We start from the raw sequence: 24,544 nt of genomic DNA on the forward strand, positions 1-24,544 counted from the left end.
ACAGATCAGTCATCCCAGCTGATCGTTCGCGTCACCCGCGTTTCACCTTCGCTGCCGCGCAGGCTGAGCGTGACCGCCTCGCGCCGCCAGTCAATTTCGACCAGACCGAAATTCTCCTCTGAGATGAAATCAGTCACACGCTTTGGATCGGGCTCCCGCTCGGTGTTGCGCTCAGTTGTGCTGAAAGAATAGTTGAGCGAGGAACTGGTCAGTTCCCAAACACGCTCGCCCTTCATTTCAGGGCGTACATCGGTGTAAATGCCGCCTGCATGACGATCACCTGACAGCATGACCATGCCACTGTCTTCGCGGTTCGCCAGCATGGAATAGAGCTTCTCACGCTCAAGCGGCAACGCCTCCCAGCTCTCATAATTGTGAGCGTCCGTGATCACCTGAATTGATGAGACAACCACGCGCAGATCGGCTGGCTTGGCCAGTTCCTGCTGCAACCATTGCCATTGCGCATCGCCCAGCATGGTTTTGCTGGCATCACTGCTCGGCACATAGGGGCCAAGTGGCGGACGCTCAGGTGAATAAGGGATCGCTTCGAGCTCTGACCGGAAAAAACGGGTGTCCAGCATGATGATCTGAACCTGCTTACCCTCGGCCCCGAACATCCGGCTTTCATAAATGCCGGGGCGCGCCTTTACCTCTTCAGAAGAACCCCAGAACGTTTCGAAAATCGTCTCTGACCAGTCACGGAACGCAAAGTTTGCACCGCCATCGTTAATGCCAAAATCGTGATCATCCCAAGTGATCATCATCGGCACCTTACTGCGAAACTCGGTCAGTTCGGGCGTCTCCGCCTGCAACTGGTACGCCGCGCGCAAAGTGCTCAGCGAGGCATCACCTTTCCAAAATTGATCGCCATAATTGTTGTCGCCAATGAACAGGAACACGTCCGGATTGGTAGCGGCAATCTGAGCCCACATGTGTTGGCTGCGCGATTGGTGATTGCAGCTGCCAAATGCGATCCGAGTGAGCGTGGTCTCCGACGCTAGCGATTTGTTGGCAGGCGCGACTGGCAACTCAATTTGCTGCTGCAGAGCCGCATAATAGCCTTGCAGAAAGGCGTCAGGCCCTGCCGAAACTGATCCGGTCTCTGCGATTGCCGGGGCAGCGAAAATTAGCGGAACAGCAAATAGGGCACGGCGCATCGGGTGTCTCCAAAGGATGTGATCGGGCTGCCATGCCTTTGAGCGCGAATGATGACAAGCGTTTGACTGTATCACAGCACGTAAAAGGGCCGCTCAGCATTATCGCCAAGCGGCCCTGCGCGACGATCTCTCTCAAGGTCGCTGGGTTAGTCAGGTTTGGGGTTCAGAAGCGGTACCGCAAGCCAGCAAAGCCAGAGACTGTCTCAAGAGAGCCAGACACGTCCGCATTGAAATCGTCATTGCCCGCAGCGATGAACCGGCGGTCAAAATCGAGGCCGCTGACCCGCTGATATCGCACGCTTGCTTCCAGGTCGATATTGTCAGTCAGTCGGAAGCTGAGGCCTGCGTTCGATTGCGTCACAAAGCCCGTGTCGCTGCCGATCACACCGAAAGTGGGCGCTGTCGCAACCCCGTTATTCGGGAAATAGAGGATGTTGCTATCCACGTCGGCAATTCCGATTGCGCCGCCGGTAAATGGCACAACACGCTGTGTATCTGACCAGCGAATGTCCGAGCGATAGCCAATGGTGAAGGTATTTATATCTACGTCGCCGCTGAAAGTCTGATTGCCGCCATTGAATGTGCCGCCAGACACATCCGCGCTGGCATAGCTGTATTCCACCTCGATACTTGGCTCAAAGATACCCAGGAAACGAGTCCCAAGCTTATAACCTGCTGTTGCAGCGAAGGTCTCGCCTTCGTCAAATTCAGCGGAGACCGCAGCAGGTGCTCCCGCCATCCCTGGCGATGCGCCCTCGGGTGCCTGAACACCGTCAAATGTCTCATCGCTGGGTGAGGTGATGCCGCCCTTCAGGCCGATGTAGAAACCGCTTTCGGCGTCGGCCCGCGTATCCTGCGCTTGACCAGCGGTGGGGATACCGATTGCAACAGCAGCGGCGAAGAAAACAAATACAGCAGATGAAGTGGTGCGAGCCATTTGGCGTTCCTTTTGAAAAACTGTGGAACCGCACGTGCCTTGGGGGGGAGGGTCGTTAGGGGATCGGCACGTGCGGTCACATACCACTTCGCGCCGAACCAAGGATTGGTTACGCGGGATGCAAATTTATCAGGTCGGCCAAATTACTCAGTGTAATTGGAAAAGTCGGTGAGCGCCTGATCACGCAGGCCGCGCCAGACATTGCGAGCCTGTACCGTCTCTGGCACGTCGTGCACACGGATCAGTTGTGCCCCCGCACTCATCCCCAGCGTGGCAAGTGCAATGCTACCGCCCAAGCGGTCCTCAGCCGTCTCCTCACGAGACAGCGCGCCAATCATCCGCTTGCGGCTGACACCCAGCAGGATGGGGCACCCAAGCGCGTGAAACATTGGGAGCGCGTTCAGGAGCGCCAGATTGTCTGCGAGACCTTTGCCAAATCCGATGCCCGGATCGATCATGATGCGGTCGGCAGAGATACCCGCAGCGATCGCCGCATCACGCCGCTCTTTCAGAAAATCGAAAACGTCGAACACGATGTTTCGATAGCTGGCATCATCATGTGGATCGTCACCAGCCGACGGGGCGTGCATCAAAATCACCGGACAGCCTCGTTCCGCCACGACCTCCAAACTGCGCGGATCATGTCGCAGAGCCGACACGTCATTGACGATATGCGCACCTGCACCGAGCGCGGCCTCCATCGTGGCGACGTTGCGCGTATCAATGCTGACTGCTGCGCCCATGCTGACGCACGACTCGACCGCAGGCTGGATGCGCTTAATTTCATCCCCTTCCCAGACCTTGTCTGCGCCGGGCCGCGTACTCTCCCCGCCAATATCGACCAGAGCCGCACCAGCCTCCAGCATGGCAGAGGCGTGCGCCCTGCCCGCATCAATATCATCCAAAAACTTGCCGCCGTCAGAGAAGCTGTCTGGCGTGACATTGAGAATGCCCATGATCTGTGGTTGGTCGAAACGCAGCGTTCGCGTCCCAAGCTCTAGCGGCGCATGAACCTTTTGCAGGTTCGCCCACTGCACCCCCGCCTCTTCAACCAGGTCAGCTGGCAGCCCGCCAATCACATCCTCAATCGTATCGCTTGATGCGAGCCAACGTTCATCCACCGCACCCTCACTGGTGCGGATTACCGCAAACCGGCTGGCATAGACCATGCCACCAGCCAGGCGGGTTGCATTGCCAAGCTCGCTTTGCGGGCTCAGCGCGGTATTGATTGGGCGGATATAGATGCGCTCTGTCATGCCGCGATGGTAGGCGAAGTTGCAGACCGAGGACAGCGTGCGAATGACACCGGCCACAGAAAAAGGGGCCACGACACCGCGCGGCCCCTCCTTACTGATACTCTGTCGGACTATCCGCCGAGTTTGACACGAACACCAGCCGACAAAATCGACTGCTGCGATTCGACACCCAATGTGGCGGGCACGAGATTGAGCGGAATATCCGCGTCCTCAAAGCTATCGCGGTATGTGTATTGCGCGAAGACATCAAAGCTTTCCGACACAGCGACGCTGGCGCCAGCCATCAATTGATATGCGAATACGCCATCATCATCATCCGCGACATCGACGGCAGATGGCGAATATTCGACATCGACCCACTGATAGCCAACACCCGCACCGACATAGGGCTTGAACGCGCCACCGGTGTTGATGTCGTAAAACGCATTCCCGAACAGGCCGAAATTTTTCACCTTGCCTTGACCATCGGCAATTACGTCACCGACGGTCGGGTTAGCCGCATCTGCCGGTCCACGGGTGAGTACCGCCACGTCGAGCGCGTCAATGACGTCACCGCCAACCGTCAGGCCGGTATGCGTGCCAACGTCATATTGGTTATAGGCGCCTTCCAATTCCACGCGCAGGCCATTGCCCAGCTTGTAACCAGCCTGACCAGAGATCGCGAAGCCATTATCGAACTCGGTTTCCCAACCGACGGGTGTGTCGGCAGGGATCTCACCAAAGTCCGTCGTGGCAGGCACGGTTGCGTCGAAAGCGCCTGAGTTGCTGGAATCGCCCGGGAGGACCAGGCCACCGCTCAGGCCGATGTAAGGGCCGCTATCCTCATCCTGCGCAATTGCAGGGGTCGCGAACACGAGCAGCGCCATTGGCGCTATGAAATAATGGGGGGTTTTCATTGTTACCTCTACGTTAGTTTGCGCCCCCGCGATCGGAAATCACAGGGGTCACATTAACGTACGGTTGGCGTCTTGTTGTGGATCAACGGGCCGTCGCAAACACCCTTCAAAGCTGGGTAAACCGTGCCTCAGGCGGGCTAATCAGTCTTCATTCGCGAGCAAATAAAGTTGCCGCGCGGCGTCCAAAGGTTTCACATCACCATCAGATTCATAATGCCAGAACGTCCAGCCATTGCAGCTTGGCGCGCCTTGCAAATCCTTGCCCAGCCCGTGAATACTGCCGGTCTGCTTCTCATACGCCAGCGAGCCGTCAGCACGCACTTTCGCTTTCCAGCGGCGCTTTTTGTCAAAGACTTCTGTGCCGGGCGGGACCAGCCCCGCCTCAACCAAAGCGCCAAAGGCGACGCGCGGTGCAGACTTGGCGCTTTGCATTATGGTCAGCGCGCTTTCATCAAGCGGCAGCTCTTTCTCGATCCGTTTGAGCGCAGCCTTGCGGTACGTACCCTCACGCTCACAGCCGATCCATTCGCGGCCAAGGCGTTTCGCCACGGCTCCGGTCGTGCCGGTACCGAAGAACGGGTCGAGCACAACGTCACCCTTTTCGGTGGTCGCGAGCAAGACGCGATAGAGCAGGCTTTCCGGCTTTTGCGTGGGGTGAACTTTCTGACCACCTTCTTTCAGACGCTCGCCACCGCTACAAATCGGCAGTACCCAGTCGCTGCGCATTTGCAGCTCATCATTGAGCGTTTTCATCGCGCGATAATTGAACTGATATTTGGCCTTTTCGCCCTGAGAACACCACAGCAGCGTTTCGTGCGCATTGGTAAAGCGTGTGCCGCGGAAATTCGGCATCGGGTTCGATTTGCGCCAGACAATATCGTTGAGGATCCAGAAGCCGAGATCCTGCAGGATCGCGCCGACGCGGTAGATATTGTGGTAGCTGCCGATCACCCACAGCCCGCCATCAGGCTTCAGAATGCGCTTCGCTTCGATGAGCCAGGCACGCGTAAATTCGTCATAGCTGCGGAAACTGTCGAACCGGTCCCACTCATCAGTCACGGCATCCACATGGCTGCCATCGGGGCGATTGAGGTCTCCACCCAGTTGGAGATTGTAAGGAGGGTCTGCAAAAATCAGGTCAATGCTGGCATCGGGCAGGCGCTTCATCGCGGCAACGCAATCACCATCGAGGATTTGGCCGATGGGCAACGCGCCATCCTGCTCCAGCGGCAATTCTGGTGCCACTTCGACCGCCGTTTTCTGCGCAGCGGCGCGCGCCTTTGCGGTCTCGATGACCCCCATAATCACTTCCCCAAATCGTGTGCTTGGCCGCAAATCTGATGGAATGCGCCGCAGTTATCCACAGGGTGAGTCCAAGCGGACTGTCAGTCAAGAACAAAGCGATAGGTGGTTATGGTTAATGAGGAGTTAGGATTCCCGCACACCAGCGGAACCTAAAGAGAACGAAAAGAGTCCCACGCTAGATATTGAGTCCCCTAGCCTTTTCCAGACTCAACATGCTGGGGTGTGGCGTAAAGGACCTCGCAAGTCGCTGATTGTCCCGTAACACTTACTGCGTCAGCAGAAGGTACGCCGTGTTCGCCGCGAATGCAGCGAGCAGCAATCCGCCCATCGCTCGCCCGATAGTACCGCCACGAGCCAGCAAAACCCAAATGAGCAACGCGCTGGCAGTGACCACCGCAAATTCCACATCAATCAATTCAAACGGGATCGGGCGAGGAACGAGAGCCATCGTAACCCCGCCGATCAGCAGGATGTTATAGATGTTGGAGCCAACGACATTGCCGATGGCGAGGCCCGGTTTGCCGCGAAAGGCCGCAACCGCAGATGCCGCAAGCTCTGGCAACGATGTGCCGATGGCGACAATGGTCAGGCCAATAACGGTCTCGCTCATGCCAGCCAATTGCGCGATGGTGATCGCGCCATCCACCAGCGTACTGCCGCCGAAAACCAGTACCGCAACCCCACCAATCAGCAAGAGTGCAGCCAGCCAAAGAGCGTCCCGCGCTTCCTCATCCTCTTCATCCAACGGACGCGGATGATTGTACCGCCACACGATGTAGAGCAGCAGCAGGATCAGCAGCCCCGCACCTAGCCAATGCGAGCCGATGGCAAGGGCAGTCAGCGCCCAAAGCAATCCAGAGACACCCAGACCGACCGCCGCGTCGCGCTTCCCCATGCCTGACAAAGCGATCGGTGCAATCAAGGCCGTCGCGCCAAGGATCAGCAACGAGTTTGAAATGTTGGAGCCAACGATGTTGCCCCAGGCGATTTCGGGCGAGTCAATCAACGCCGCCTGAACGCTTGCCACCATTTCCGGCATGCTGGTCGCGAAGCCGACTATGACAAGACCGGTAAAAAGCGTTGAAACGCCGAGGCGATTGGCAACACCGACTGCCCCGCGCACGAGCAGTTCCCCGCCCAGAGCCAGCGCGACAAGACCAATAATGATGGAAACAATTGCAGCGGTCATGAGAAGCGCGCTTGGCAGAGCGCAGGCACAATGTCACTCGGGTTTTTAGGCCTAGAGCAAAGAGAGTTGCGCAACGGGCGCGAAGCTTTGCCGGTGGATGGGTGTTGGTCCATGTTCAGCTAAAGCCGCCAGATGCTCCTTGGTTCCGTAGCCCATATTGCGCTCCCACCCGTAATGCGGATGATCTTTCGCTGCCTCGCGCATCAGCCGGTCGCGATATTCCTTAGCGAGAATGGAAGCTGCCGAGATCGCAGGTTCAATCCCGTCACCACCCACAATCGCACGCGCTGGCCAACGCCAGTCATCACAGCGCCCAGCTGGCGTCATGTTACCGTCGATCAGCGCCTGCTCTATCCTGCCGCCGCAACAATCCGCCAATGATCGCTCAAGCAATGCGACCGCTCGCGTCATTGCCAGCATTGTCGCTGCAAAAATGTTGATCCTGTCAATCTCTTCGGGTTCGACCACTGCGATGCCAAAGGCGCAGTGATCGCGAATGACAGGCTCCAGAGCGGCGCGGCGTTTTGCAGAGAGTTTCTTCGAATCGTCGAGACCAGCCAGCCGTTCGTCGGCGAGAGGCTTGCGAAGAGCGGCAGCTGCCGCCACTACGGGACCAGCCAGAGGCCCGCGACCGGCCTCATCCACGCCAACGATAATCGGTGCATCCGACCCTTGGGCACCAAATCCGCTTTCGGGAGTTGAAAACTGTATGACCAAATCATCCATGATCGCTGTGATCCTATCGCCGCTCCTGCTCGCGGCAAGCTGTGACTCCGCTTCAAGTGGGGATACCGCCGCCAGCGCCTCCTCCACGTCAACCGGCGGCAGCGCCACAGTTCCTTTCGATGGCAATTTCGCAATTGCTGAGCAGGGCACGTTCAATGAACCATGGGCGAGCGCCTTTGTCCCCGGCACTCAGGTGCTGATGATTACCGAAAAAGGCGGTCAGATCCGCGGTCTGAATGCTGCCAATGGTGAGGCGATCACGGTAACCGGTGCACCTGCGGTCGATTATGGCGGTCAAGGCGGTTTGGGCGATATCGCATTTCTGGAAAGTGAGGCGTCTGACACAGTTGACGGCCGGACGATCTATCTGAGTTGGGCCGAGGCTGGATCAGGCGACACGCGCGGCGCAGTTGTTGGCAAAGGCACTTTGGCATGTAGTGCTGCAACGACCTGCGCCATCGAAGGTCTCGATATCGTCTGGCGTCAGGGTCCAAAGACAAGCAAGCGCGGCCACTATTCCCACCGCATCATCTTCAGCCCAGATGAACAATACATGTTCGTCGCAAGCGGTGATCGGCAAGAGATCGAGCCGGCCCAGGACACCAGCAATACGCTGGGCACGATGGTGCGCCTCAATCTCGACGGTTCTCCGGCAGATGGCAATCCGCTCGCTGGAACTGCTGGCGCATCTGACGAAATTTACAGCTGGGGCCACCGTAACATTTTGGGCGTCGCTTATGACGCGCAAGGGCGACTGTGGGATATTGAGCATGGCCCCGCTGGCGGCGATGAACTCAACCTTGTGACGATGGGAGCCAATTATGGTTGGCCAACCCGTTCAAACGGCGACCATTATAATGGCGATGACATTCCCGATCACACAGAGGATGATGGCTTCACCAAACCTGCCATTCACTGGACGCCAGTGATCGCACCGGGCGATATGATCGCGTATGAAGGTGATATGTTTGGCGGAATGCAAGGCGATTTCCTGGTCGCTGGCCTGCAATCGGGTGGGCTGGTGCGGATCGCGATCGATGGCGATAGTGCGGCTGAGGTGGCGCGATATGACATGGGCAATCGCATCCGTTCGCTGGTTGAGGCGCCTGACGGAGCTTTGTGGGTGCTGGAAGATGGCGACAATGCAAGGCTGCTGAAGCTGACGCCGGGTTGAACGGCATAGCTTCGGCGACCGAAAGCCAAACTGGTATCGACAGCAATCGCCGCGCGCCGTAACGGGCGCACCCTATGTCTGCGCTAGTCCCTCTATCTGCGGTTGAACCCGCCATGGTCGAAGACCTGCTCGATGCGGTTTTCGGCGATGGTCGCCATGCACGCACCGCGTATCGCATTCGCGACGGAATGGACTGGCTGCAACCCCTCAGCTTTGCCGCGCTGGATGATCACGAATATCTGGTTGGATCGATCCAGCTATGGCCGATTGCACTCACCAGTCCCGATGGTCGCCCGCACCCAATGCTGATGGTCGGGCCGGTCGCAGTCATGCCTGATCGCCAGGGCGAGGGGTTTGGCAAAGCATTGATGCATGCCAGCCTTAGCGCAATCGACCCACAGGCGGCACTGCCGCAAGTCCTGATTGGCGATGAACCCTATTACAAACAGTGGGGCTTTTCCGCCCAGGCTACGCAAGGTTGGCATTGTCCCGGTCCGTTCGAGAAAGAACGGCTGCTCGTCCGCTGTGAGAACCCGGCGATCCTCCCCATGAAAGGTATGTTGGGGCCTTGGATGGCAAGCGAACAAACTAGGTGAATACACCTTGATTCTGGCTCTTGGCGGGAACGTTGAACTCTGCCATCGATTTTGTGAATATGCCTTACACACCTCCCCCCGAATTGGCTGGCCTGTCGCTGTCGCAAGTCGCAGAGCAAGTCGAAGCGCGAAAGCTGCCCCCTATCGAAAACTGGTCTCCTGAGCAGGTGGGAGACAGCCATATGCGGATTTGCGCCAATGGCACATGGTATCATCAGGGCAGCGAGATAACGCGGCCAGCCATGGTGCGAGCCTTTGCCAGCCTGTTGACGCGTGATGAGAGCGGACAGCATTGGCTTTTCACCCCTTTCGAGAAGCTCGCGATCCTTGTCGATGATGCAGCATTCATAGCCGTTGATGTGCAGGAAACTGACGGTGGGTTGGCCTTTCGACTGAATACGGATGAACTGGTGATTGCGGGAGAGGACAACCCGCTGGTTGCGCGGGGAAACGCGAATGAACCCGCGTGGTATGTCGCAGTAAGGCGAGGCTGCGAGGCGCGCCTCAACCGCTCGACATATGAACAACTTGCGCAGATCGCCCTTGCGCGCGGCGATGATTGGTCCGTAGCAAGTCAGGGTATGGACTTCTCGCTACTTCCCGCATGAGCACGCTGTTCGCGCGCCTGTCACGTCTGCATCGGCAAGGTCATCAGCGCGCCATTGACGGCCTGCTATCCGACGCGCGATTCGCCGATGCGGCGCTTACAGCAGAGGCAGCCGTGCTGATCGCGGTGACCGATAAAGAAAAGCCTGGCGTCATCTTGACACGACGCCCCAATACCATGCGCGACCACCCCGGTCAGGTCGCATTTCCCGGTGGGAAGCTCGACACTGGCGAAGATGCGATTGCCGCTGCTTTACGAGAGGCCGAAGAAGAGTTGGCCCTTGATTCCGCGCAGGTCGAGATTATCGGCACCACTGACCAATATCAGACGGGCACAGGCTTTAACATCACGCCGGTTCTTGCCGTGATCCCGCCTGATTTGCCGCTCATCGCAGAGCCGCGCGAAGTTGAAAGCTGGTTTGAGGCACCACTTGACCTGTTGATGGATCCGGACAGTTGGACTGAACGCAGCGCATTTTGGAAAGGTCAAACACGCGGCTATCTCGACCTTGATTATGAGGGGTATCGCATTTGGGGCGTCACCGCTGCTATCCTTGCGAACTTGTCGCGACGACTGGGGTGGATGGAACACATGCATGACTAAGCAGCTACCCAAGGCAGAATGGACACAGCGTGATGGCCTGCGCCAGTTGATGCAGGCGCTTGGGGCTGACGCCATTCGTTGGGTGGGCGGATGCGTGCGCGACACGCTTCTGGGCATTCGCGCGCATGATATTGACTGCGCCACCACGCATCACCCCGGTGCAGTTATCGACCTGTGCCGTGACGCGGGAATTCGCACCGTTCCGACCGGCATCGACCATGGGACGGTCACCGCCGTGCTTCAGGATGGCCCGGTCGAGGTCACAACCTTGCGGCGAGACGTCGCCACGGATGGTCGGCGCGCAACCATCGCTTTCGCCGACAAATGGGAAGAGGATGCGGCGCGGCGCGATTTCACGATCAATGCCCTCTACGCGCACCCCGAAACGCTGGTAATCAGCGACTATTTCGGCGGGCTGGAAGACCTCGATAACCGCACGGTCCGCTTTATCGGCGATGCACGAGAACGGATTAAGGAAGACCATCTGCGGATCTTGCGCTTCTTCCGATTTCAAGCGCGCTTTGGCGACGAACTGGACCAAGAAGCGATTTCGGCATGCGAGGAATTGGCCGACACACTGAAGGGGCTTAGCCGGGAGCGGATTTCGAGCGAGTTGCTCGGCATTCTTGACCTGCCTGACCCGGTGGAAACCGTGCAATTGATGGACCGCCTGGGCGTATTGGCCGTGGTTCTACCCGAAGCGAGGCGCAGCGAAATCGCTTCTCTGACCGCGCTGGTCGCAACCGAGCAAACACAAGGTGTGGCGCCCGCCAGCATTCGCAGGCTTGCCGCTTTGATACCTGCGGTGAGCACGCTCGCCGAAACAATCGCAGCACGTTTGCGACTATCGAAAGCACAGCGGGCGCGGTTAATCAGCGCGGCAGAACGCAAGCCTACTGACGCGGACAATCCGCGCGCCCTCGCCTATTGGCATGGCATTCAGAACGCGCAGGATCGGTTGCTCCTGGTGGCTCAAGACCTTGGCTCACTCAGGGATTGGGAACCGCCAGAGTTTCCCCTCAAGGGCGGCGAGATCGTCAAACGCGGTGTCGCCGCTGGCCCACAAGTCGCGCGCATCCTGCAGAGCGTTGAGCGGCGTTGGGTCGAGGAAGGATTTCCCGATACCGCCCGCATCGACGCACTACTAACTGAGCAACTGCGAGAAGCGGACTAGCCTTCGGGCTTTTCAGCTTCTTTATGGACCGGGTTGCCAAATGTGTTGTCGCGCGGGAAGCCCTGCGGCGGCAAACGCCCTGCCCCGCCACGCGCGACCTTCCATTGCCACATATCCTGTTCGGTACGGGTGCGATCACCCTTGCCGCCCATCGCCCATGACAGGCCTTGCTCCAGCGTAAAGGTGGTCGCATCGGAGAGCCCACCATCGCGATAGCGTTGCAACGTGACACCCTGCCCGCGTGAGAGCGTTTTCAGCTCTTCCAGATTGAACACCACCAGCTTGCGATTGTCGCCGACCACCGCGACATGATCGTGCGCCTCAGCAATCGGGCGAACAACCACCAGTTTCCCACCCTTGCCTGTATTAACAACCTGCTTGCCCTTGCGGGTCTCCGACAAAAGCTCTTTCATCTCCGCCCGAAAGCCTTTGCCAGTATCCGACGCGAGCAGCAGCGTGCATTTGGGATCATTCACCAGCATGCTGACGATCTTGGCCTCGGCATCGATGTCGAGCGTGCTTTGCACCGGCTCGCCAAATCCGCGTGCACCGGGCAGTTTGTCTGCACCCAGCGTGAAGAACCGGCCATTGTCGGTCGCGAGCAACAGCTTGTCGGTGGTCTGCGCGTGGAGGACAAAGGCCTGACCATCGCCCTCTTTATACTTCCATTCCTGATCGAGCGGCATGTGACCCTTAGCGGCGCGGATCCAGCCACGCTTCGACAGGATCACCGTCACCGGCTCTTTCTCAATCATCGCATCCATGCTGAATTCGACTGCAGGCGCGGCCTCTTCAATCGTGGTGCGACGACGGCCAAGATCAGTGTCCTCGGCATAATCCTTGCGCAGCGCCTTCAGGTCTTTCTTCAAGCGCGTGCGCTGTCGCGCAGGCGATCCCAGCAGTTTTTCGAGCTCTTCCTGCTCTTGCAGCAACGCGGTCTTTTCATCGCGCAGCTGCATTTCTTCCAGCTTGCGCAGTGACCGCAGCCGCATGTTGAGGATCGCCTCTGCCTGACGATCAGACAGCTTGAACTCCTCCATCATCACGGCCTTGGGCTCATCCTCGGTGCGGATAATCTCGATCACGCGGTCGAGATTGAGGAAAGCGATGATGTAGCCTTCGACCAGCTCAAGCCGCCGCGCGATCTGGTCAAGCCGGTGCTGGCTGCGCCGTTGGAGAATGTCGATCTGGCTGCGAACCCAATTTTCCAGCAGCTCTTTGATGCCCATCACCATCGGCGTGCGAGTGGCATCCAGCACGTTGAGGTTCAGGCCAAACCGGGTTTCCAGATCAGTCAGCTTGTAGAGCGATTCTTTGAGCAGCTCCGGGTCGACATTGCGGCTGCGCGGGACAAACACGATACGGATGTCTTCATCGCTTTCATCGCGTACATCCTCGAGGATAGGCAGCTTTTTGTCTGCGATCAGCTGCGCAACCTGCTCGATCAGCTTGCCCTTCTGCACCTGATAGGGGATTTCGCTGACAACCAGCTGCCACTGTCCCCCGCCAAGCCGCTCAATCCCAGCATCACGATCCTCTAACGCCTCTGCCTCGTCCGACGAAAAACGCCCACGCACGCGAAAGCTACCGCGCCCCGTTTCGTAGGCGTGCGAAATCGTGTCGGCACTATCGACCACCATGCCGCCAGTCGCAAAATCCGGCCCTTTGAAGATTTCCATCAACCGCGCATGCTCGACATGCGGATTGTCGATCAGCTCCAGCGTTGCATCGATAACCTCGGCGACATTGTGCGACGGGATGTTCGTGGCCATGCCCACCGCAATCCCGCTCGCCCCATTGGCCAGCAGATTGGGGAACAGACCGGGCATCAGCTCCGGCTCTTCCTCCTCGCCATTATAGGTCGGGATGAAGTCGACTGTGCCTTCATCAAGGCCCGCCATCAGCTGCATCGCGGTCTTGGTCAGGCGCGCTTCGGTATAACGATAGGCGGCGGCGTTATCGCCGTCGATATTACCGAAATTCCCCTGCCCCTCGACCAGCGGATACCGCAGCGAGAAATCCTGAGCGAGGCGCACCATTGCATCGTAAGCGGCGGTGTCGCCATGCGGGTGATATTTACCGATAACCTCACCCACCACGCGGGCGGATTTTTTGAAGGTGTTTTCAGGCGCGAGCTTTAGCTGCCGCATCGTCCACAGCAGGCGGCGATGAACAGGCTTCAGGCCATCGCGCAGATCGGGCAGCGAACGCGCGGTAATCGTCGAAAGCGCATAGACGAGATAACGCTCCTCCAACGCGGAATCGAACGGTGCATCGACAATTGCATCGAAGGGATCGGGGCCAGAATCATCAAGCTCTTTGGTCGTCATGCAATCTGACCTATCACTGCCACGGCTTGTCTAACAGGATGGAACATATCGCTATCCCCACGCATTGAAAGGACATAAACAAATCAAGGAGTTAAACATGACCCAACGTATTATGATCCTCGCCACCGATGGTTTTGAACAGTCCGAGTTGATGGAGCCAAAAGCCAAACTGGAAGAGGCAGGTTTCGAAACAACCGTAGTCTCTCTGGAGCAAGGCGAAATCAAGGGCTGGGACGACGGCAACTGGGGCGAAAGCGTCAAGGTGGACACCACCGTCGACCAAATCAGCGATAGTGCAGATTATGACGCATTGTTGCTGCCCGGTGGACAAATTAACCCGGACATCCTGCGTATGAATGACCGCGCGGTCGCTATCGTCCGCGATTTCGACATTGCGGGGAAGCCGATCGCCGCCATTTGTCACGCACCGTGGTTACTCGCAGAGGCGGACATTGTACGCGGTAAGACACTGACGAGCTGGCCATCAATCCGCACCGACCTGAAGAATGCCGGCGCGAGCGTGGTCGATCAGCAAGTCGCCAAGGACGGCAACCTGATCACCAGCCGTAAGCCAGATGATATTCCGGCCTTTACGCAGGCACTCATGGATATGGTTCGCGAGCGCGTGACTGAAAACGCATAAGCGAAATCATATCAAGAAAAGGGCTCATCACGGGATCGTGGTGGGCCCTTTTTCGTGCGCCTCCTCCACTTTGAACGCGCGAAAAGACTTGCAAAAAGGCCCGATTTGCCGCAATTATGGCGAAAATAAGGCAAGTCTGCCAAATTTGGAGAGAGCAATGCGAAACTGGGCTATCGGAACCTGCGCTTTGGCACTGGCAGTTGCGGGATGCAGCGAGAGCCAAGATGCAGCGATGATGGAGAGCGTCGAAAGTGTGCAAAAGCTCGATATTGCTGAAGCGCCCAACGATACGGCCAGTGAAGCCGACCTAGGCGCGGAGAATGCCGCACCCGTAACTGAAGGCGCACCCCGCGCACCCCAAATCGCCTACATCTATGGCTATGGCTTTCGCATCACGCCGGACGAAATCGCACCACTGGCACAACGCCATGTCGAACTGTGCGAGAAGCTCCCGGCCAATGGCTGCCGCGTATTGTCACTTCAACAATCGGGTTCCGAAGGCAGCTATGCCTATGGAACGCTCGAATTGGCCGTGGCCGCCAACCAAGCGCGCAATTTTGGCAAGGATCTCGCCGCGTCCGCCGAAAGCCTTGGCGGAGAACAGGTAGACACGTCCATTTCAGGCGAAGATTTGTCCAAGCAGATTGTCGATACAGAGGCACGTTTGCGAGCCCGCACACTGCTGCGTGACCGCCTGATGGAGGTGCTCCGTTCGCGTCAGGGCACCGTCGCAGAGCTGGTCGAGGCAGAACGCGGCGTTGCGCAGGTCAATGAGGAAATCGACCAGGCGCGCAGCTGGCTGGCCGAAATGCGCGGACGCGTCAACTACAGCCGCGTCACCGTTTCTTATAATTCCAGCGCACGCAGCGGCGGCAGTTTCTACCGCCCGATTGTGGAAGCATTCCAATCAATCGGCTCAATCCTCGGCACGACAATCGCGTTTATGATTTACGCGCTGACCGTGCTGATCCCGGTGGGTCTCGCCCTATTTGGGATCGGATGGTTGTGGCGGAAGAGCGGGTTCAGCCTTTTCCGTCGCAAGGCAGCAGGCACGGATGGTGACGCGCCCGGCGAAAGCTGACACGGCTACGACTTCTCTGCCTGCCCTCGCAACGCGCTCACATCCGCCCTTAGCGCACGTAGTTCAGCAAGGATCTCCTCACGCTCGCCATGGGCCTCTTCATCGGTAGCCTCTGACATTGCGTTCACGATCACACCGATAAACAGGTTGAGCACGATAAAGCTGGTCATCAGGATAAACGGCACGAAGAACGCCCAGGCATAGGGGTATTCCTCCATCACCGGGCGCACGATCCCCATGCTCCAGCTTTCCAGCGTCATGATCTGGAACAGCGAATAGAGCGAGGCGCCAAGGTGACCGAACCATTGCGGAAAGCTCTCCCCGAATAGCTTGGTTGCCATCACTGCGCTGATGTAAAACAGCAGCAACAGCATCACGATCACCGTGCCGATGCTGGGGATTGCCTTGAACAGACCAACGATCACGCGCCGCATGCTGGGCACGACCGAGATCAGACGCAGCGCCCGCAAAATCCGCAACGCACGCAGAACCGAGAATTGCTGGCTCGCCGGGACCAACGCCACGCCGACAATCACCAGATCGAAGACGTTCCAGCCATTCTTGAAGAAAGACAGGCGATAGGCGAAGAATTTGATCGCCAATTCAACCACGAAAATCGACAATGCAATCGTGTCCAGCCATTCGACGACTGCCCCGATTTTTCCCATCATCCACGGGGACGTTTCGATCCCCAGACCAATCGCATTGATGACGATGACGGTAATGATGAAGCGTTCAAACGGCTTCGATTCCACCAGACGTATGGCGCGCTCGCGCAGGCTCATTCAAGGAAACTCCAAAACTGTGATTCAGCGGCGATCAATAGCGCCGCATATCGTGGCTTTCAGCGGGGATCGAAACGGTAAGTCCATCCATTTCATCAGTCAGCATGATCTGACAAGAAAGCCTGCTAGTGCGCTGCACTCCGGCGGCAAGGTCGAGCATGTCCTCCTCATCATCCTCCGCATCCGGCAGTTTGTCGAACCACTCCGCATCAACCACCACATGGCAGGTGGAACAGGCCATCTGCCCCTCGCATGTACCCTCTAGTGGCATGCCCGCACCCTGCGCGACGGCGAGCAACATGTCACCGGAATTGGCTTCAGCCTCGACTTCCTGATCCTGAGAAGTGATGAAGCGAACTTTCATATATCTTGTCCCTTCGCGGCCTCACCGATGGCCTGAGCGGCGTGTTCAATGTCTTCCATAGTGGTGTAGCGGCCAAAGCCCAGCCGGATTGATGATTTGGCTTGCGCGCCTGACAATCCGAGCGCGCGCAATACGTGGCTGGATCGTCCAGAGCCACTGGCGCAGGCAGAGCCGGCGCTGAACATAATATCGCGGCAATCCGACATTAGGCGAGCGACGTCCAAGCCGTCTTTGCGGATGTTGAGGTTTCCGTGCCAACGGGCGTCCTCGCTGCCGTTCAATGTCCAGCCGTCGAACAGCGCGCGCGCGCGATTCCAAAGCTGCTCGATATGCCCGGCATCCTCGGCCATGCGCTCTTGCGCGAGCTTCGCCGCTGCCCCCATGCCCGCAATCAAGGCTGGAGAGAGTGTGCCGGAGCGCAGGCCATGTTCCTGCCCTCCACCGGTTTGAACTTCGGCCATGTCAACGCCATCGCGCACCCACAGCGCGCCGATGCCCTTGGGCCCGTGAAATTTATGCGCGCTGATCGCGATCATGTCAGCGCCGGTGACCTGAATTTTTCCATAAGCCTGCACCGCATCGCATAAGAACAGAGCATTGTTTTCTCTGGCCTTACGATGCCAGTCAAGCGTTGGCTGCACCGTCCCGATCTCATTATTGACCTGCATCACGGCAATCATGCGGGTGCTCTTGGGCAGGTCCTGATCCGGGTCGCATAGACCGTTTTCATCGACCGCGAGAACATGACTGTCGCCTGCGCTCTGCGCGGTGTCGCCCACAGCGGAGTGCTCAATTGCAGAATAAGCCACTGCGCCCTCGCCCGATGTGCCACGGATGGCGAGGTTCAGCGCCTCGGTTGCGCCGCTGGTGAAGATCACGCGCCCCCCAGCCGGGAACAGCGCCGCAACCCGGTCGCGCGCAAGCTCAATCGCTGCGGCGGCCTGTCGCCCCATGCGATGCGGCGAATGCGGATTGCCAAAACCGACCCCATCAGTTCCGTCGAGCCACCGCAACATCGCCTCACGCGCTTCTGGCGCGAGCGGGGTTGTGGCTTGGTAATCGAGGTAGATCATTGTGTTCTCTTATACGTCATTGCGAGCCCACAAAAAAGCTGGGCGAAGCAATCCAGAGCGTGTTGCGCAACAATACTGGATTGCCGCGCGGCTGCGCCGCTCGCAATGACGAATTAACACAGGGATCGCCAAGTCTCGACGAGCTGCGCGAGATCGTCCGGGTTCGTATTCCACCCCAGACTGACCCTGATCGTCCGGCTAGCAGTCTCATCATCAACCCCAAACGCATCCAGCACGCGGCTTTTCTTGAGTGTACCAGATGAACAGGCGCTGCCCGCGGACACCGCAAAGCCCATCGCGTCGAGACGGATCAGCAATGCCTGAGCCGACATGGTTGGGTGCGCAAGTGCAAAAATGTAGTCGGTCTGGTCCCCGAAAGTCAGCACGTCGTCGGAGAGCGCAGATGCAAATTCAGAACGCTGATCGCTAGTCGTGGCCCACTCACCCGCCTCCAACGCAGCGGCAAATCCCAATGCGGTCGGCATGTTTTCAGTACCCTGGCGATAGCCGCGCTCGTGCCCTCCGGTCGGTTCCAACAGGTTGTAATCACGCACCAACAGCGCGCCGATACCAATCGGACCGCCAAGCTTATGCGCCGAAATCACCAGCATGTCGGCATTGGGCAAAGTCAGCTTGCCAGCCGACTGCGCGCAATCGGACAAGAGAACAGCACCAGTTGGCGCAATCGTCTCAGCCATCGCTGACACGGGATTTATCACGCCGGTTTCCGAATTGACGTGCTGCACAGCCAGTATGGTCGATGGATCGAAAACGCTTTCGTCCGAAGAAATCTCCGCATCAGGAGAAGCGCGAAACACCGCGTCGTGTTCAACCGCGCTGACAATCCGGCGCTTCGCCTTCGCACGGTTCAGCGCGATCCAAAGCGCCTCGCTCGCACCGCTGGTAAAAATTAGCTCGCCATCCCATTCGAGGCTCCGCTTGATCCGCTCCCGCGCATCCTCAAGCGCCGCCTTAGCCTTGCGTCCTTCAGCATGCGGGCTCGATGGATTGGCCCATAGCGCAACCCCCTCTTCCATGGCAGCGCGCGCCTCTGGCCGCAGCGGTGATGTGGCGGCATGATCCAGATAAATGCGGGATTTAGTCATAGAAGCCCTGCGCTTATTGCGAATGATTCTCAAAAAGTTGCGCAATCACGCAGAGCTCTCTATACGGTTGGGCGAGAGGTGTGTCACCCGGCGCACCGCAATCATCCAACATACAAGGTTGCTTAATGCCCTCAGTCATTTTTCCCGGCCCAGAAGGTCGTCTTGAAGGTCGCTTTTCTCCCCCACCACGCCCACGGGCACCGGTCGCAATGATTCTCCACCCGCACCCGCAGGGCGGCGGCACCATGAATGAGCAGATCACGCAGAGGCTCTACAAAACTTTCGTTGATCGCGGTTTCGCAACCCTTCGCTTTAACTTTCGCGGTGTGGGCCGCAGCCAGGGCAGCTTTGACAATGGCATCGGCGAGTTGTCCGATGCGGCATCCGCGCTTGATTGGGTGCAGTCGATCCATGAGGAAGCGCAGGTGACCTGGGTTGCAGGTGTCAGCTTTGGCGCGCTGATCGGTATGCAATTGCTGATGCGCCGTCCGGAAATTCGCGGGTTCATTTCCGTTGGTGCTCCGGCGAATATGTATGATTTTTCCTTCCTTGCCCCCTGCCCCGCCTCAGGCATTTTTGTGCAGGGCGCAGCGGATACTGTTGTGCAACCAAGCGCGGTGCAAAAGCTGGTCGACAAATTGCGCACGCAAAAACACATCACGATCCACCATGATGAAATCCCGCGCGCCAATCATTTCTTCGAAAATGAGCAGGACGAAATGATGCGGTCGATCGACAATTATCTCGACTTCCGCCTCGACCCAGCCTGCCCAATCACCTGATTTATCAGGCAAAATCAGTCCCGGTTTGCAACTGACGCCTTCATCGAGCGTTCATCGCGTGATGTAACACTGTATCCCCATCGGGCCATAAGCCCTCTCATATTAGCGCGGCATGGCCCGACTGGAGAGGAGAAAAGCTATGGCATATTTAGAACAGGGTCGCAGAGCCTCACCGGGTAGTATGGCGGCAGTCGTCGCCATCCACGCTGGACTGGGGTTGGCGCTGGTTTGGGGTCTAGCGGTTACGGGGGTCATTGAGAAAGATGACCGGATTATCGCGATCAACATCGACAAGAAAGATCCCCCGCCGCCGACGCCCGTCGAACCGCAAACTCGGCCAAAGGCGGGTGATCCGACTATCACTCGGATCGAGCCAAATCGGGTTGTCGCGCCAGACACGTCGATCGATCTGTCCCTCAGTTCCAATACCACCGAAACGACAACAATCCTGTCAGGAGGTCTGGACCCAATCGATTTGGGAGGGCTCGACCCGGTGGTCCCCTCACCCATCCCGACATTTGATCCGGTCCGCGCAGCGCCACGTAACAACCCGGGAATGTGGGTGACAACTGCCGATTATCGCAGCAATTGGATCCGCCGCGAGATCGTGGGCACAGCCAGTTTCCGGCTCGACATTGCCGCAAATGGTCGTGTGGAAAGCTGCACAATCACCCGCTCAACGGGGCATTCGGCGCTTGATACCGCGACCTGCAAGCTGGTGACACAACGTGCGCGGTTTGAACCGGCACGCGGCGAACAGGGTGAAGCTGTTGCTGGCACCTATGCCAATTCGGTCAAGTGGCAATTGCCCGAATAAGGTGGACGCTTAGCTGGACGGCTCCGCGTCGGTCTGTTCGATGCTATCGACCTGATCGACCTGATCGACCGGAGCCTCCCCATCTGCATCCGGAATAGTCCAGATCGCCACATTGACTGCGGCAACGACCGCCAGAACAACCATCAAAATTGCCTGTCGCTTGTCGCCGGTCCTGCGCATCACGAATGCGGCACCGAATAGCAATGCAATGGCGGCAAGCACGAGGACGGAAAGAACAGTAGCAGTCATGTTCGCCCCATAGCGGGTATTGGTCGCATTCGTAAATTGACTTGGGGCATGCAGCGGCGCAAATGTCCTGCATGAATTCCAAAACGATGACCGCCACCCGCCGACAGATCATGGCGGGTCTCGCAACCACAACTGCACTTTCGCTCAGCGGCTGTGCCACCGTCTCACGATCTGGCCCGCGACCGGAAGGGGTCGCGCAGGCGATGAAGATCGGGGCAGATCGCTTGTTGGAAGGTGTGGGCTACAGCCTGCTGAAGCATGAGCCAGAGCGGGCAACCGGCCTGGGTGTGGATACCGGTCGTTATGCCGAATTGCGAGGCAGGCTGGAAGATCAATCGCAGGCCGGGCAGGATGCCTATGCCGCGCAACTGAAAGAAGACCTAGACCTGATCCGGGATTATCCGCGCGATATGCTCGATGCGGAAACGGTGACCAATCTGGACGTCGTGCAGAGCGGGTATGAAATTGCACTCGATGGCTTCGCTTTGCCCTATGGCGACACACCCGTCGGCGATTGGCGAACCGCGCCTTATGTCGTCATCCAGAATGTCGGTAGCTATCTCGACCTCCCCCGTTTCATGGATGCAACCCATCCAATCGATGATGGCGACGATGCTGACGCCTATATAGAGCGCATGGAGGCAATGCCCGCAGTCTTTGCCGGGGAACTCGACCGGATGCGTACAGCACGAGCGATGGGGGTCACGCCGCCTGACTTCCTGATCGACAAAGCCATTGCGCAGATGGAACGCACCATCACTAGCGCGGGCAAAGGCGAATTATATGCAGAGCCGCTGCGCAAGCGCCTGATCGAAAAAGGCATGCCAGAAAGCCACGCAGCGCGCGCCTTGGATATGGAAAGCGGTGTGATTGCCAAGGCTATGCAGGCTCAGCTTGAGGAGCTGCGTATCGAACGCGGTGTAGCCAGCAGCGATCCGGGCATGCGAGAGCAGTACGAATGGCGAAGAATGGTATGCCTGGGCTCTACGATCGAGCACGACGACGCGCCTGTCCGCTGATGATATTCATCAGCAAGGTCTCGCCGAGCTTGGAGCGCTGCATGCCCGGATGGATCCTATCCTGCGCGAGATTGGATACACCAAAGGCAGCGTTGGCGAGCGTATGCAGGGTCTGTCGCAAGACCCGCGCTATCAATTTGCCGAGGGTGATCCTGGCCGCAAGGAAATCTTCGAATTCATCGATGAGCGTATCGCGTGGATCAAGGCGCAAATGCCGCGCGCATTCAATACACTGGTTGATCCCAACATGGAGGTCCGCCGTCTGCCATTGGCAGAGGAGCCGGGCGCGCCGGGCGCTTATGGGGGTGCAGGCAGCAAAGATGGCTCTATCCCCGGACGCTTTTGGATCAATCTGCGCACGACCGATCTGCACCGCAAATATGATTTGGCAGACCTGACCTTCCACGAGGCCATTCCCGGCCATGTATGGGAAGGTGAATATTCCAATCGCCTGCCGCTGATCCGCTCAATCTTGGCGTTCAATCCGTTCAGCGAAGGCTGGGCCTTATACGCGGAGCAACTCGCGGATGAGCTTGGCGCCTATGATGATTTCAAGGTCGGGCGGCTTGGCTATTTGCAAAGCCTCGCCTTCCGCGCATGCCGAATGGTTGTCGATACCGGTCTGCATTCCAAAGGCTGGAGCCGCGAGCGCGCACGCAATTTCTTCGTGGAGCGCAATGGCAGCAAGTATGAAGAGGTCGCAAGCGAGGTCGATCGCTATTGCAGCTGGCCGGGTCAGGCCACGGGCTACAAGCTGGGGCACAGCGAAATCGTGAGGCAGCGCGAACGCGCAGCTAGCGAATTGGGCGATGCCTATGACTTCAAGGCGTTCAACGATGCGGTAATTCTGGGCGGCAATGCGCCGCTCGACGTGATGACACGCAATGTGTCGCGATATATTGAAGACGTGCGAAACCCTTAGCGCCCACAGGATACTTTCCGACGCTGCGCAGTTGATAGCATAGGTCACCAATCGGAGCGCGATCATGGAAAAACTCGGCGAAGACCTCGAAACCATGCGGCGCGTTCCGCTGGCCGATAACCACGTCGCGGCGATCCGGGAAATCGCTGAAGAATGCACTTACGAAACTGGCGATATGGTCGCCGAAGTGGGCGACCCCATGGACCGTTTCGTCTATGTCCTCGATGGCGAGATTGAGGTTATTGATCCCTATTCGCGCGAGCGGATGTTCGAACATGCTCTCGGCCCCACACAGTTCATGGGCGAGATCGGCTTTCTCAATGCCGGGACTTATTTCATCCCGATGCGCGCCGCCAAACCCACGCGCACGTTAGAGGCTCCGCGCGAAGAGATGCTGGCGCTCATGTCGCGCATTCCCGAGCTATCTGACCATGTTATCACCGTCTTTGCCGCGCGCAGACGGCGCCAGTTTGAACTCAATAACAGCTCCGTCAAAGTGATTGGTGCTGATCGCGATCCAGCCGTTCAGGCGGTCGAACGGTTCCTGAGCCGAAACCGCATACCATTCCAGAGTTTCGATATGGACAGTCAGGACAGCGAGACGCTTGAGGTTTGCGATCTGACCAATCACGAACCATCCGTGATCCTGGACAAGGATCAGGTTCTGGATAACCCCTCCCCGCGCAAGGTTGCCCAATACCTCAATCTCGATCTTGATGTAGGCGACACCGCCACGGTTGACGTCCTGATCGTCGGCGGCGGTCCGGCGGGTGTTGCCGCGGCGGTGTATTGCGGTGCCGAGGGGCTATCGGCACTCGTGGTCGAGGACACTGCGATAGGCGGTCAGGCCGGCACGAGCAGCCGGATCGAAAACTATATGGGTTTCCCAACCGGCATCAGCGGAGCGGATCTGGTCTATCGCGGCCAAATTCAGGCGCTGAAATTCGGTACGCGTTTCGCTATGCCGCGCCGCGCACAGAACGTTGAGCGGCGCGAAGACGGCACTTTCTGTATCACGTTGGATGACGGCGATGAGGTTTGCGCGCGGGCCATTCTGGTCGCAACCGGCGTGCAGTACCGTCGCCTGCCACTAGATCGCCTTGAAGAATTTGAGGGCGCTGGGGTATTCTATGCCGCCACTGACATGGAGGCGCGCTTTTGTCGCAACACCGAGGCGGTCGTGATCGGCGGGGGCAATTCGGCGGGGCAAGCGGCCATGTATCTCAGCCGTACTGCCAAGCATGTTCACATTGTTGTGCGCGGCGATAGTCTGGCGGCGTCCATGTCGAGCTACCTCACACAGCGGCTCGAGGCCGATCCGGCGGTGACTATTCATTACAATACCACGGTGACCGCCCTGCATGGCGAGGGTCATCTCGACGCCGTCACTATGACCACACCAGATGGCGAAGAGCAGGTGGGTACATCCGCTCTGTTCATCATGATTGGCGCCGCTCCCAATACCAGCTGGTTATCTGGCCTTGTCGAAACCGATGAGCGCGGTTTTGTCATTACCGGCCAGCCGATTGATCGTCCCACGCCCTTTGAAACCAGTGCTGATGGCATTTATGCGGTTGGTGATGTGCGCTCCGGCTCAGTCAAGCGCGTGGCCAGCGCGGTAGGTGAAGGTTCCGTGGTGGTCAGCCGAATCTGGCAACATGTCGAACAGTTTAAGAGTTCCTGAAAATACGCCCGAATTGTTGCTGATACGCCTTGCAATCGCGCATAAACTATTGATGATCGCGAGTGATCA

General features: G+C 58.1%; 23 protein-coding genes and 1 pseudogene. 11 read left to right on the forward strand and 13 right to left on the reverse strand.

The window, feature by feature from the left end; genetic code table 11:
• Positions 1 to 5: 5 nt before the first annotated feature.
• From ACZ1GM_RS12280 to ACZ1GM_RS12310, 7 genes are all read right to left on the reverse strand, one after another.
• Positions 6 to 1,157: an alkaline phosphatase D family protein gene (locus tag ACZ1GM_RS12280; protein WP_472676711.1), complete on the reverse strand. Its 1,152-nt coding sequence runs from the start codon at positions 1,155 to 1,157 to the stop codon at positions 6 to 8.
• A gap of 163 nt (positions 1,158 to 1,320) precedes the next feature.
• Positions 1,321 to 2,094, reverse strand: a complete 774-nt coding sequence (locus tag ACZ1GM_RS12285) for an outer membrane protein (protein WP_472676712.1) — start codon at positions 2,092 to 2,094, stop codon at positions 1,321 to 1,323.
• Positions 2,095 to 2,237: 143 nt separating this feature from the next.
• Complete coding sequence (gene folP / locus ACZ1GM_RS12290) at positions 2,238 to 3,350, reverse strand: dihydropteroate synthase (protein WP_472678567.1); 1,113 nt, start codon at positions 3,348 to 3,350, stop codon at positions 2,238 to 2,240.
• Positions 3,351 to 3,460: 110 nt separating this feature from the next.
• Entirely contained in the window at positions 3,461 to 4,246 is a 786-nt protein-coding gene (locus ACZ1GM_RS12295) for an outer membrane protein (RefSeq protein WP_472676713.1), read from the reverse strand.
• A gap of 141 nt (positions 4,247 to 4,387) precedes the next feature.
• Positions 4,388 to 5,548, reverse strand: a complete 1,161-nt coding sequence (locus tag ACZ1GM_RS12300) for a DNA methyltransferase (protein WP_472676714.1) — start codon at positions 5,546 to 5,548, stop codon at positions 4,388 to 4,390.
• A 268-nt stretch (positions 5,549 to 5,816) separates the two neighbouring features.
• Positions 5,817 to 6,740 carry a calcium/sodium antiporter gene (locus ACZ1GM_RS12305; RefSeq protein ID WP_472676715.1) on the reverse strand — a complete coding sequence of 308 codons (924 nt, stop codon included), beginning with the start codon at positions 6,738 to 6,740 and terminating at the stop codon, positions 5,817 to 5,819.
• A gap of 51 nt (positions 6,741 to 6,791) precedes the next feature.
• A complete protein-coding gene (locus ACZ1GM_RS12310; RefSeq protein WP_472676716.1) occupies positions 6,792 to 7,466 on the reverse strand; it encodes a ribonuclease HII in 675 nt (224 codons plus the stop codon).
• Here ACZ1GM_RS12310 and ACZ1GM_RS12315 point away from each other — a divergent pair.
• From ACZ1GM_RS12315 to ACZ1GM_RS12335, 5 genes are all read left to right on the forward strand, one after another.
• Positions 7,450 to 8,640, forward strand: coding sequence for a PQQ-dependent sugar dehydrogenase (locus ACZ1GM_RS12315; RefSeq protein WP_472676717.1), 1,191 nt, complete (start codon positions 7,450 to 7,452; stop codon positions 8,638 to 8,640). The two genes, ACZ1GM_RS12310 and ACZ1GM_RS12315, sit on opposite strands and share 17 nt — an antisense overlap.
• A gap of 74 nt (positions 8,641 to 8,714) precedes the next feature.
• On the forward strand, positions 8,715 to 9,236 hold the full coding sequence (locus ACZ1GM_RS12320) for a GNAT family N-acetyltransferase (protein ID WP_472676718.1): 522 nt from the start codon (positions 8,715 to 8,717) through the stop codon (positions 9,234 to 9,236).
• A 59-nt stretch (positions 9,237 to 9,295) separates the two neighbouring features.
• Positions 9,296 to 9,844 (forward strand): DUF1285 domain-containing protein, encoded by a 549-nt coding sequence (locus tag ACZ1GM_RS12325; RefSeq protein WP_472678568.1) that lies wholly within the window; start codon positions 9,296 to 9,298, stop codon positions 9,842 to 9,844.
• On the forward strand, positions 9,841 to 10,446 hold the full coding sequence (locus ACZ1GM_RS12330; protein ID WP_472676719.1) for a CoA pyrophosphatase: 606 nt from the start codon (positions 9,841 to 9,843) through the stop codon (positions 10,444 to 10,446). The genes ACZ1GM_RS12325 and ACZ1GM_RS12330 overlap by 4 nt, the downstream gene beginning before the upstream one ends.
• A complete protein-coding gene (locus ACZ1GM_RS12335; protein ID WP_472676720.1) occupies positions 10,439 to 11,620 on the forward strand; it encodes a CCA tRNA nucleotidyltransferase in 1,182 nt (393 codons plus the stop codon). Before ACZ1GM_RS12330 ends, ACZ1GM_RS12335 begins: the two co-directional genes overlap by 8 nt.
• On the opposite strand, the gene parC is transcribed toward ACZ1GM_RS12335, so the two are convergent.
• Positions 11,617 to 13,950, reverse strand: coding sequence for a DNA topoisomerase IV subunit A (gene parC / locus ACZ1GM_RS12340; RefSeq protein WP_472676721.1), 2,334 nt, complete (start codon positions 13,948 to 13,950; stop codon positions 11,617 to 11,619). The two genes, ACZ1GM_RS12335 and parC, sit on opposite strands and share 4 nt — an antisense overlap.
• A 97-nt stretch (positions 13,951 to 14,047) precedes the next feature.
• Between parC and ACZ1GM_RS12345 the strand changes: the two genes are divergently transcribed.
• A complete protein-coding gene (locus ACZ1GM_RS12345; protein ID WP_472676722.1) occupies positions 14,048 to 14,593 on the forward strand; it encodes a type 1 glutamine amidotransferase domain-containing protein in 546 nt (181 codons plus the stop codon).
• 157 nt (positions 14,594 to 14,750) lie between these two features.
• Positions 14,751 to 15,674, forward strand: a complete 924-nt coding sequence (locus tag ACZ1GM_RS12350) for a DUF4349 domain-containing protein (RefSeq protein WP_472676723.1) — start codon at positions 14,751 to 14,753, stop codon at positions 15,672 to 15,674.
• A gap of 5 nt (positions 15,675 to 15,679) precedes the next feature.
• Here the strand turns inward: ACZ1GM_RS12350 and ACZ1GM_RS12355 are convergent, their stop codons facing one another.
• The 4 genes from ACZ1GM_RS12355 to ACZ1GM_RS12370 all read right to left on the reverse strand — a co-directional run bounded on the left by ACZ1GM_RS12355 (position 15,680) and on the right by ACZ1GM_RS12370 (position 19,002).
• Positions 15,680 to 16,459: an ion transporter gene (locus ACZ1GM_RS12355; RefSeq protein WP_472676724.1), complete on the reverse strand. Its 780-nt coding sequence runs from the start codon at positions 16,457 to 16,459 to the stop codon at positions 15,680 to 15,682.
• A gap of 34 nt (positions 16,460 to 16,493) precedes the next feature.
• Positions 16,494 to 16,823, reverse strand: coding sequence for a 2Fe-2S iron-sulfur cluster-binding protein (locus ACZ1GM_RS12360; protein ID WP_472676725.1), 330 nt, complete (start codon positions 16,821 to 16,823; stop codon positions 16,494 to 16,496).
• Positions 16,820 to 17,896 carry a cysteine desulfurase family protein gene (locus tag ACZ1GM_RS12365; protein ID WP_472676726.1) on the reverse strand — a complete coding sequence of 359 codons (1,077 nt, stop codon included), beginning with the start codon at positions 17,894 to 17,896 and terminating at the stop codon, positions 16,820 to 16,822. The genes ACZ1GM_RS12360 and ACZ1GM_RS12365 overlap by 4 nt, the downstream gene beginning before the upstream one ends.
• Before the next feature lie 113 nt (positions 17,897 to 18,009).
• Positions 18,010 to 19,002, reverse strand: a complete 993-nt coding sequence (locus ACZ1GM_RS12370; protein ID WP_472676727.1) for a cysteine desulfurase family protein — start codon at positions 19,000 to 19,002, stop codon at positions 18,010 to 18,012.
• Between the two features lie 125 nt (positions 19,003 to 19,127).
• On the opposite strand from ACZ1GM_RS12370, the gene ACZ1GM_RS12375 reads away from it, so the two are divergent.
• Entirely contained in the window at positions 19,128 to 19,784 is a 657-nt protein-coding gene (locus tag ACZ1GM_RS12375) for an alpha/beta hydrolase (RefSeq protein WP_472676728.1), read from the forward strand.
• Between the two features lie 139 nt (positions 19,785 to 19,923).
• Positions 19,924 to 20,601 carry an energy transducer TonB gene (locus ACZ1GM_RS12380; RefSeq protein ID WP_472676729.1) on the forward strand — a complete coding sequence of 226 codons (678 nt, stop codon included), beginning with the start codon at positions 19,924 to 19,926 and terminating at the stop codon, positions 20,599 to 20,601.
• 9 nt (positions 20,602 to 20,610) lie between these two features.
• Here the strand turns inward: ACZ1GM_RS12380 and ACZ1GM_RS12385 are convergent, their stop codons facing one another.
• On the reverse strand, positions 20,611 to 20,850 hold the full coding sequence (locus ACZ1GM_RS12385; RefSeq protein WP_472676730.1) for a hypothetical protein: 240 nt from the start codon (positions 20,848 to 20,850) through the stop codon (positions 20,611 to 20,613).
• Between the two features lie 71 nt (positions 20,851 to 20,921).
• On the opposite strand from ACZ1GM_RS12385, the pseudogene ACZ1GM_RS12390 reads away from it, so the two are divergent.
• Positions 20,922 to 22,791: pseudogene (locus tag ACZ1GM_RS12390) on the forward strand (DUF885 domain-containing protein).
• Between the two features lie 64 nt (positions 22,792 to 22,855).
• Complete coding sequence (locus tag ACZ1GM_RS12395) at positions 22,856 to 24,475, forward strand: FAD-dependent oxidoreductase (RefSeq protein ID WP_472676731.1); 1,620 nt, start codon at positions 22,856 to 22,858, stop codon at positions 24,473 to 24,475.
• Positions 24,476 to 24,544 lie beyond the last annotated feature (69 nt).

This window comes from Qipengyuania sp. JB2-7, assembly GCF_055693485.1.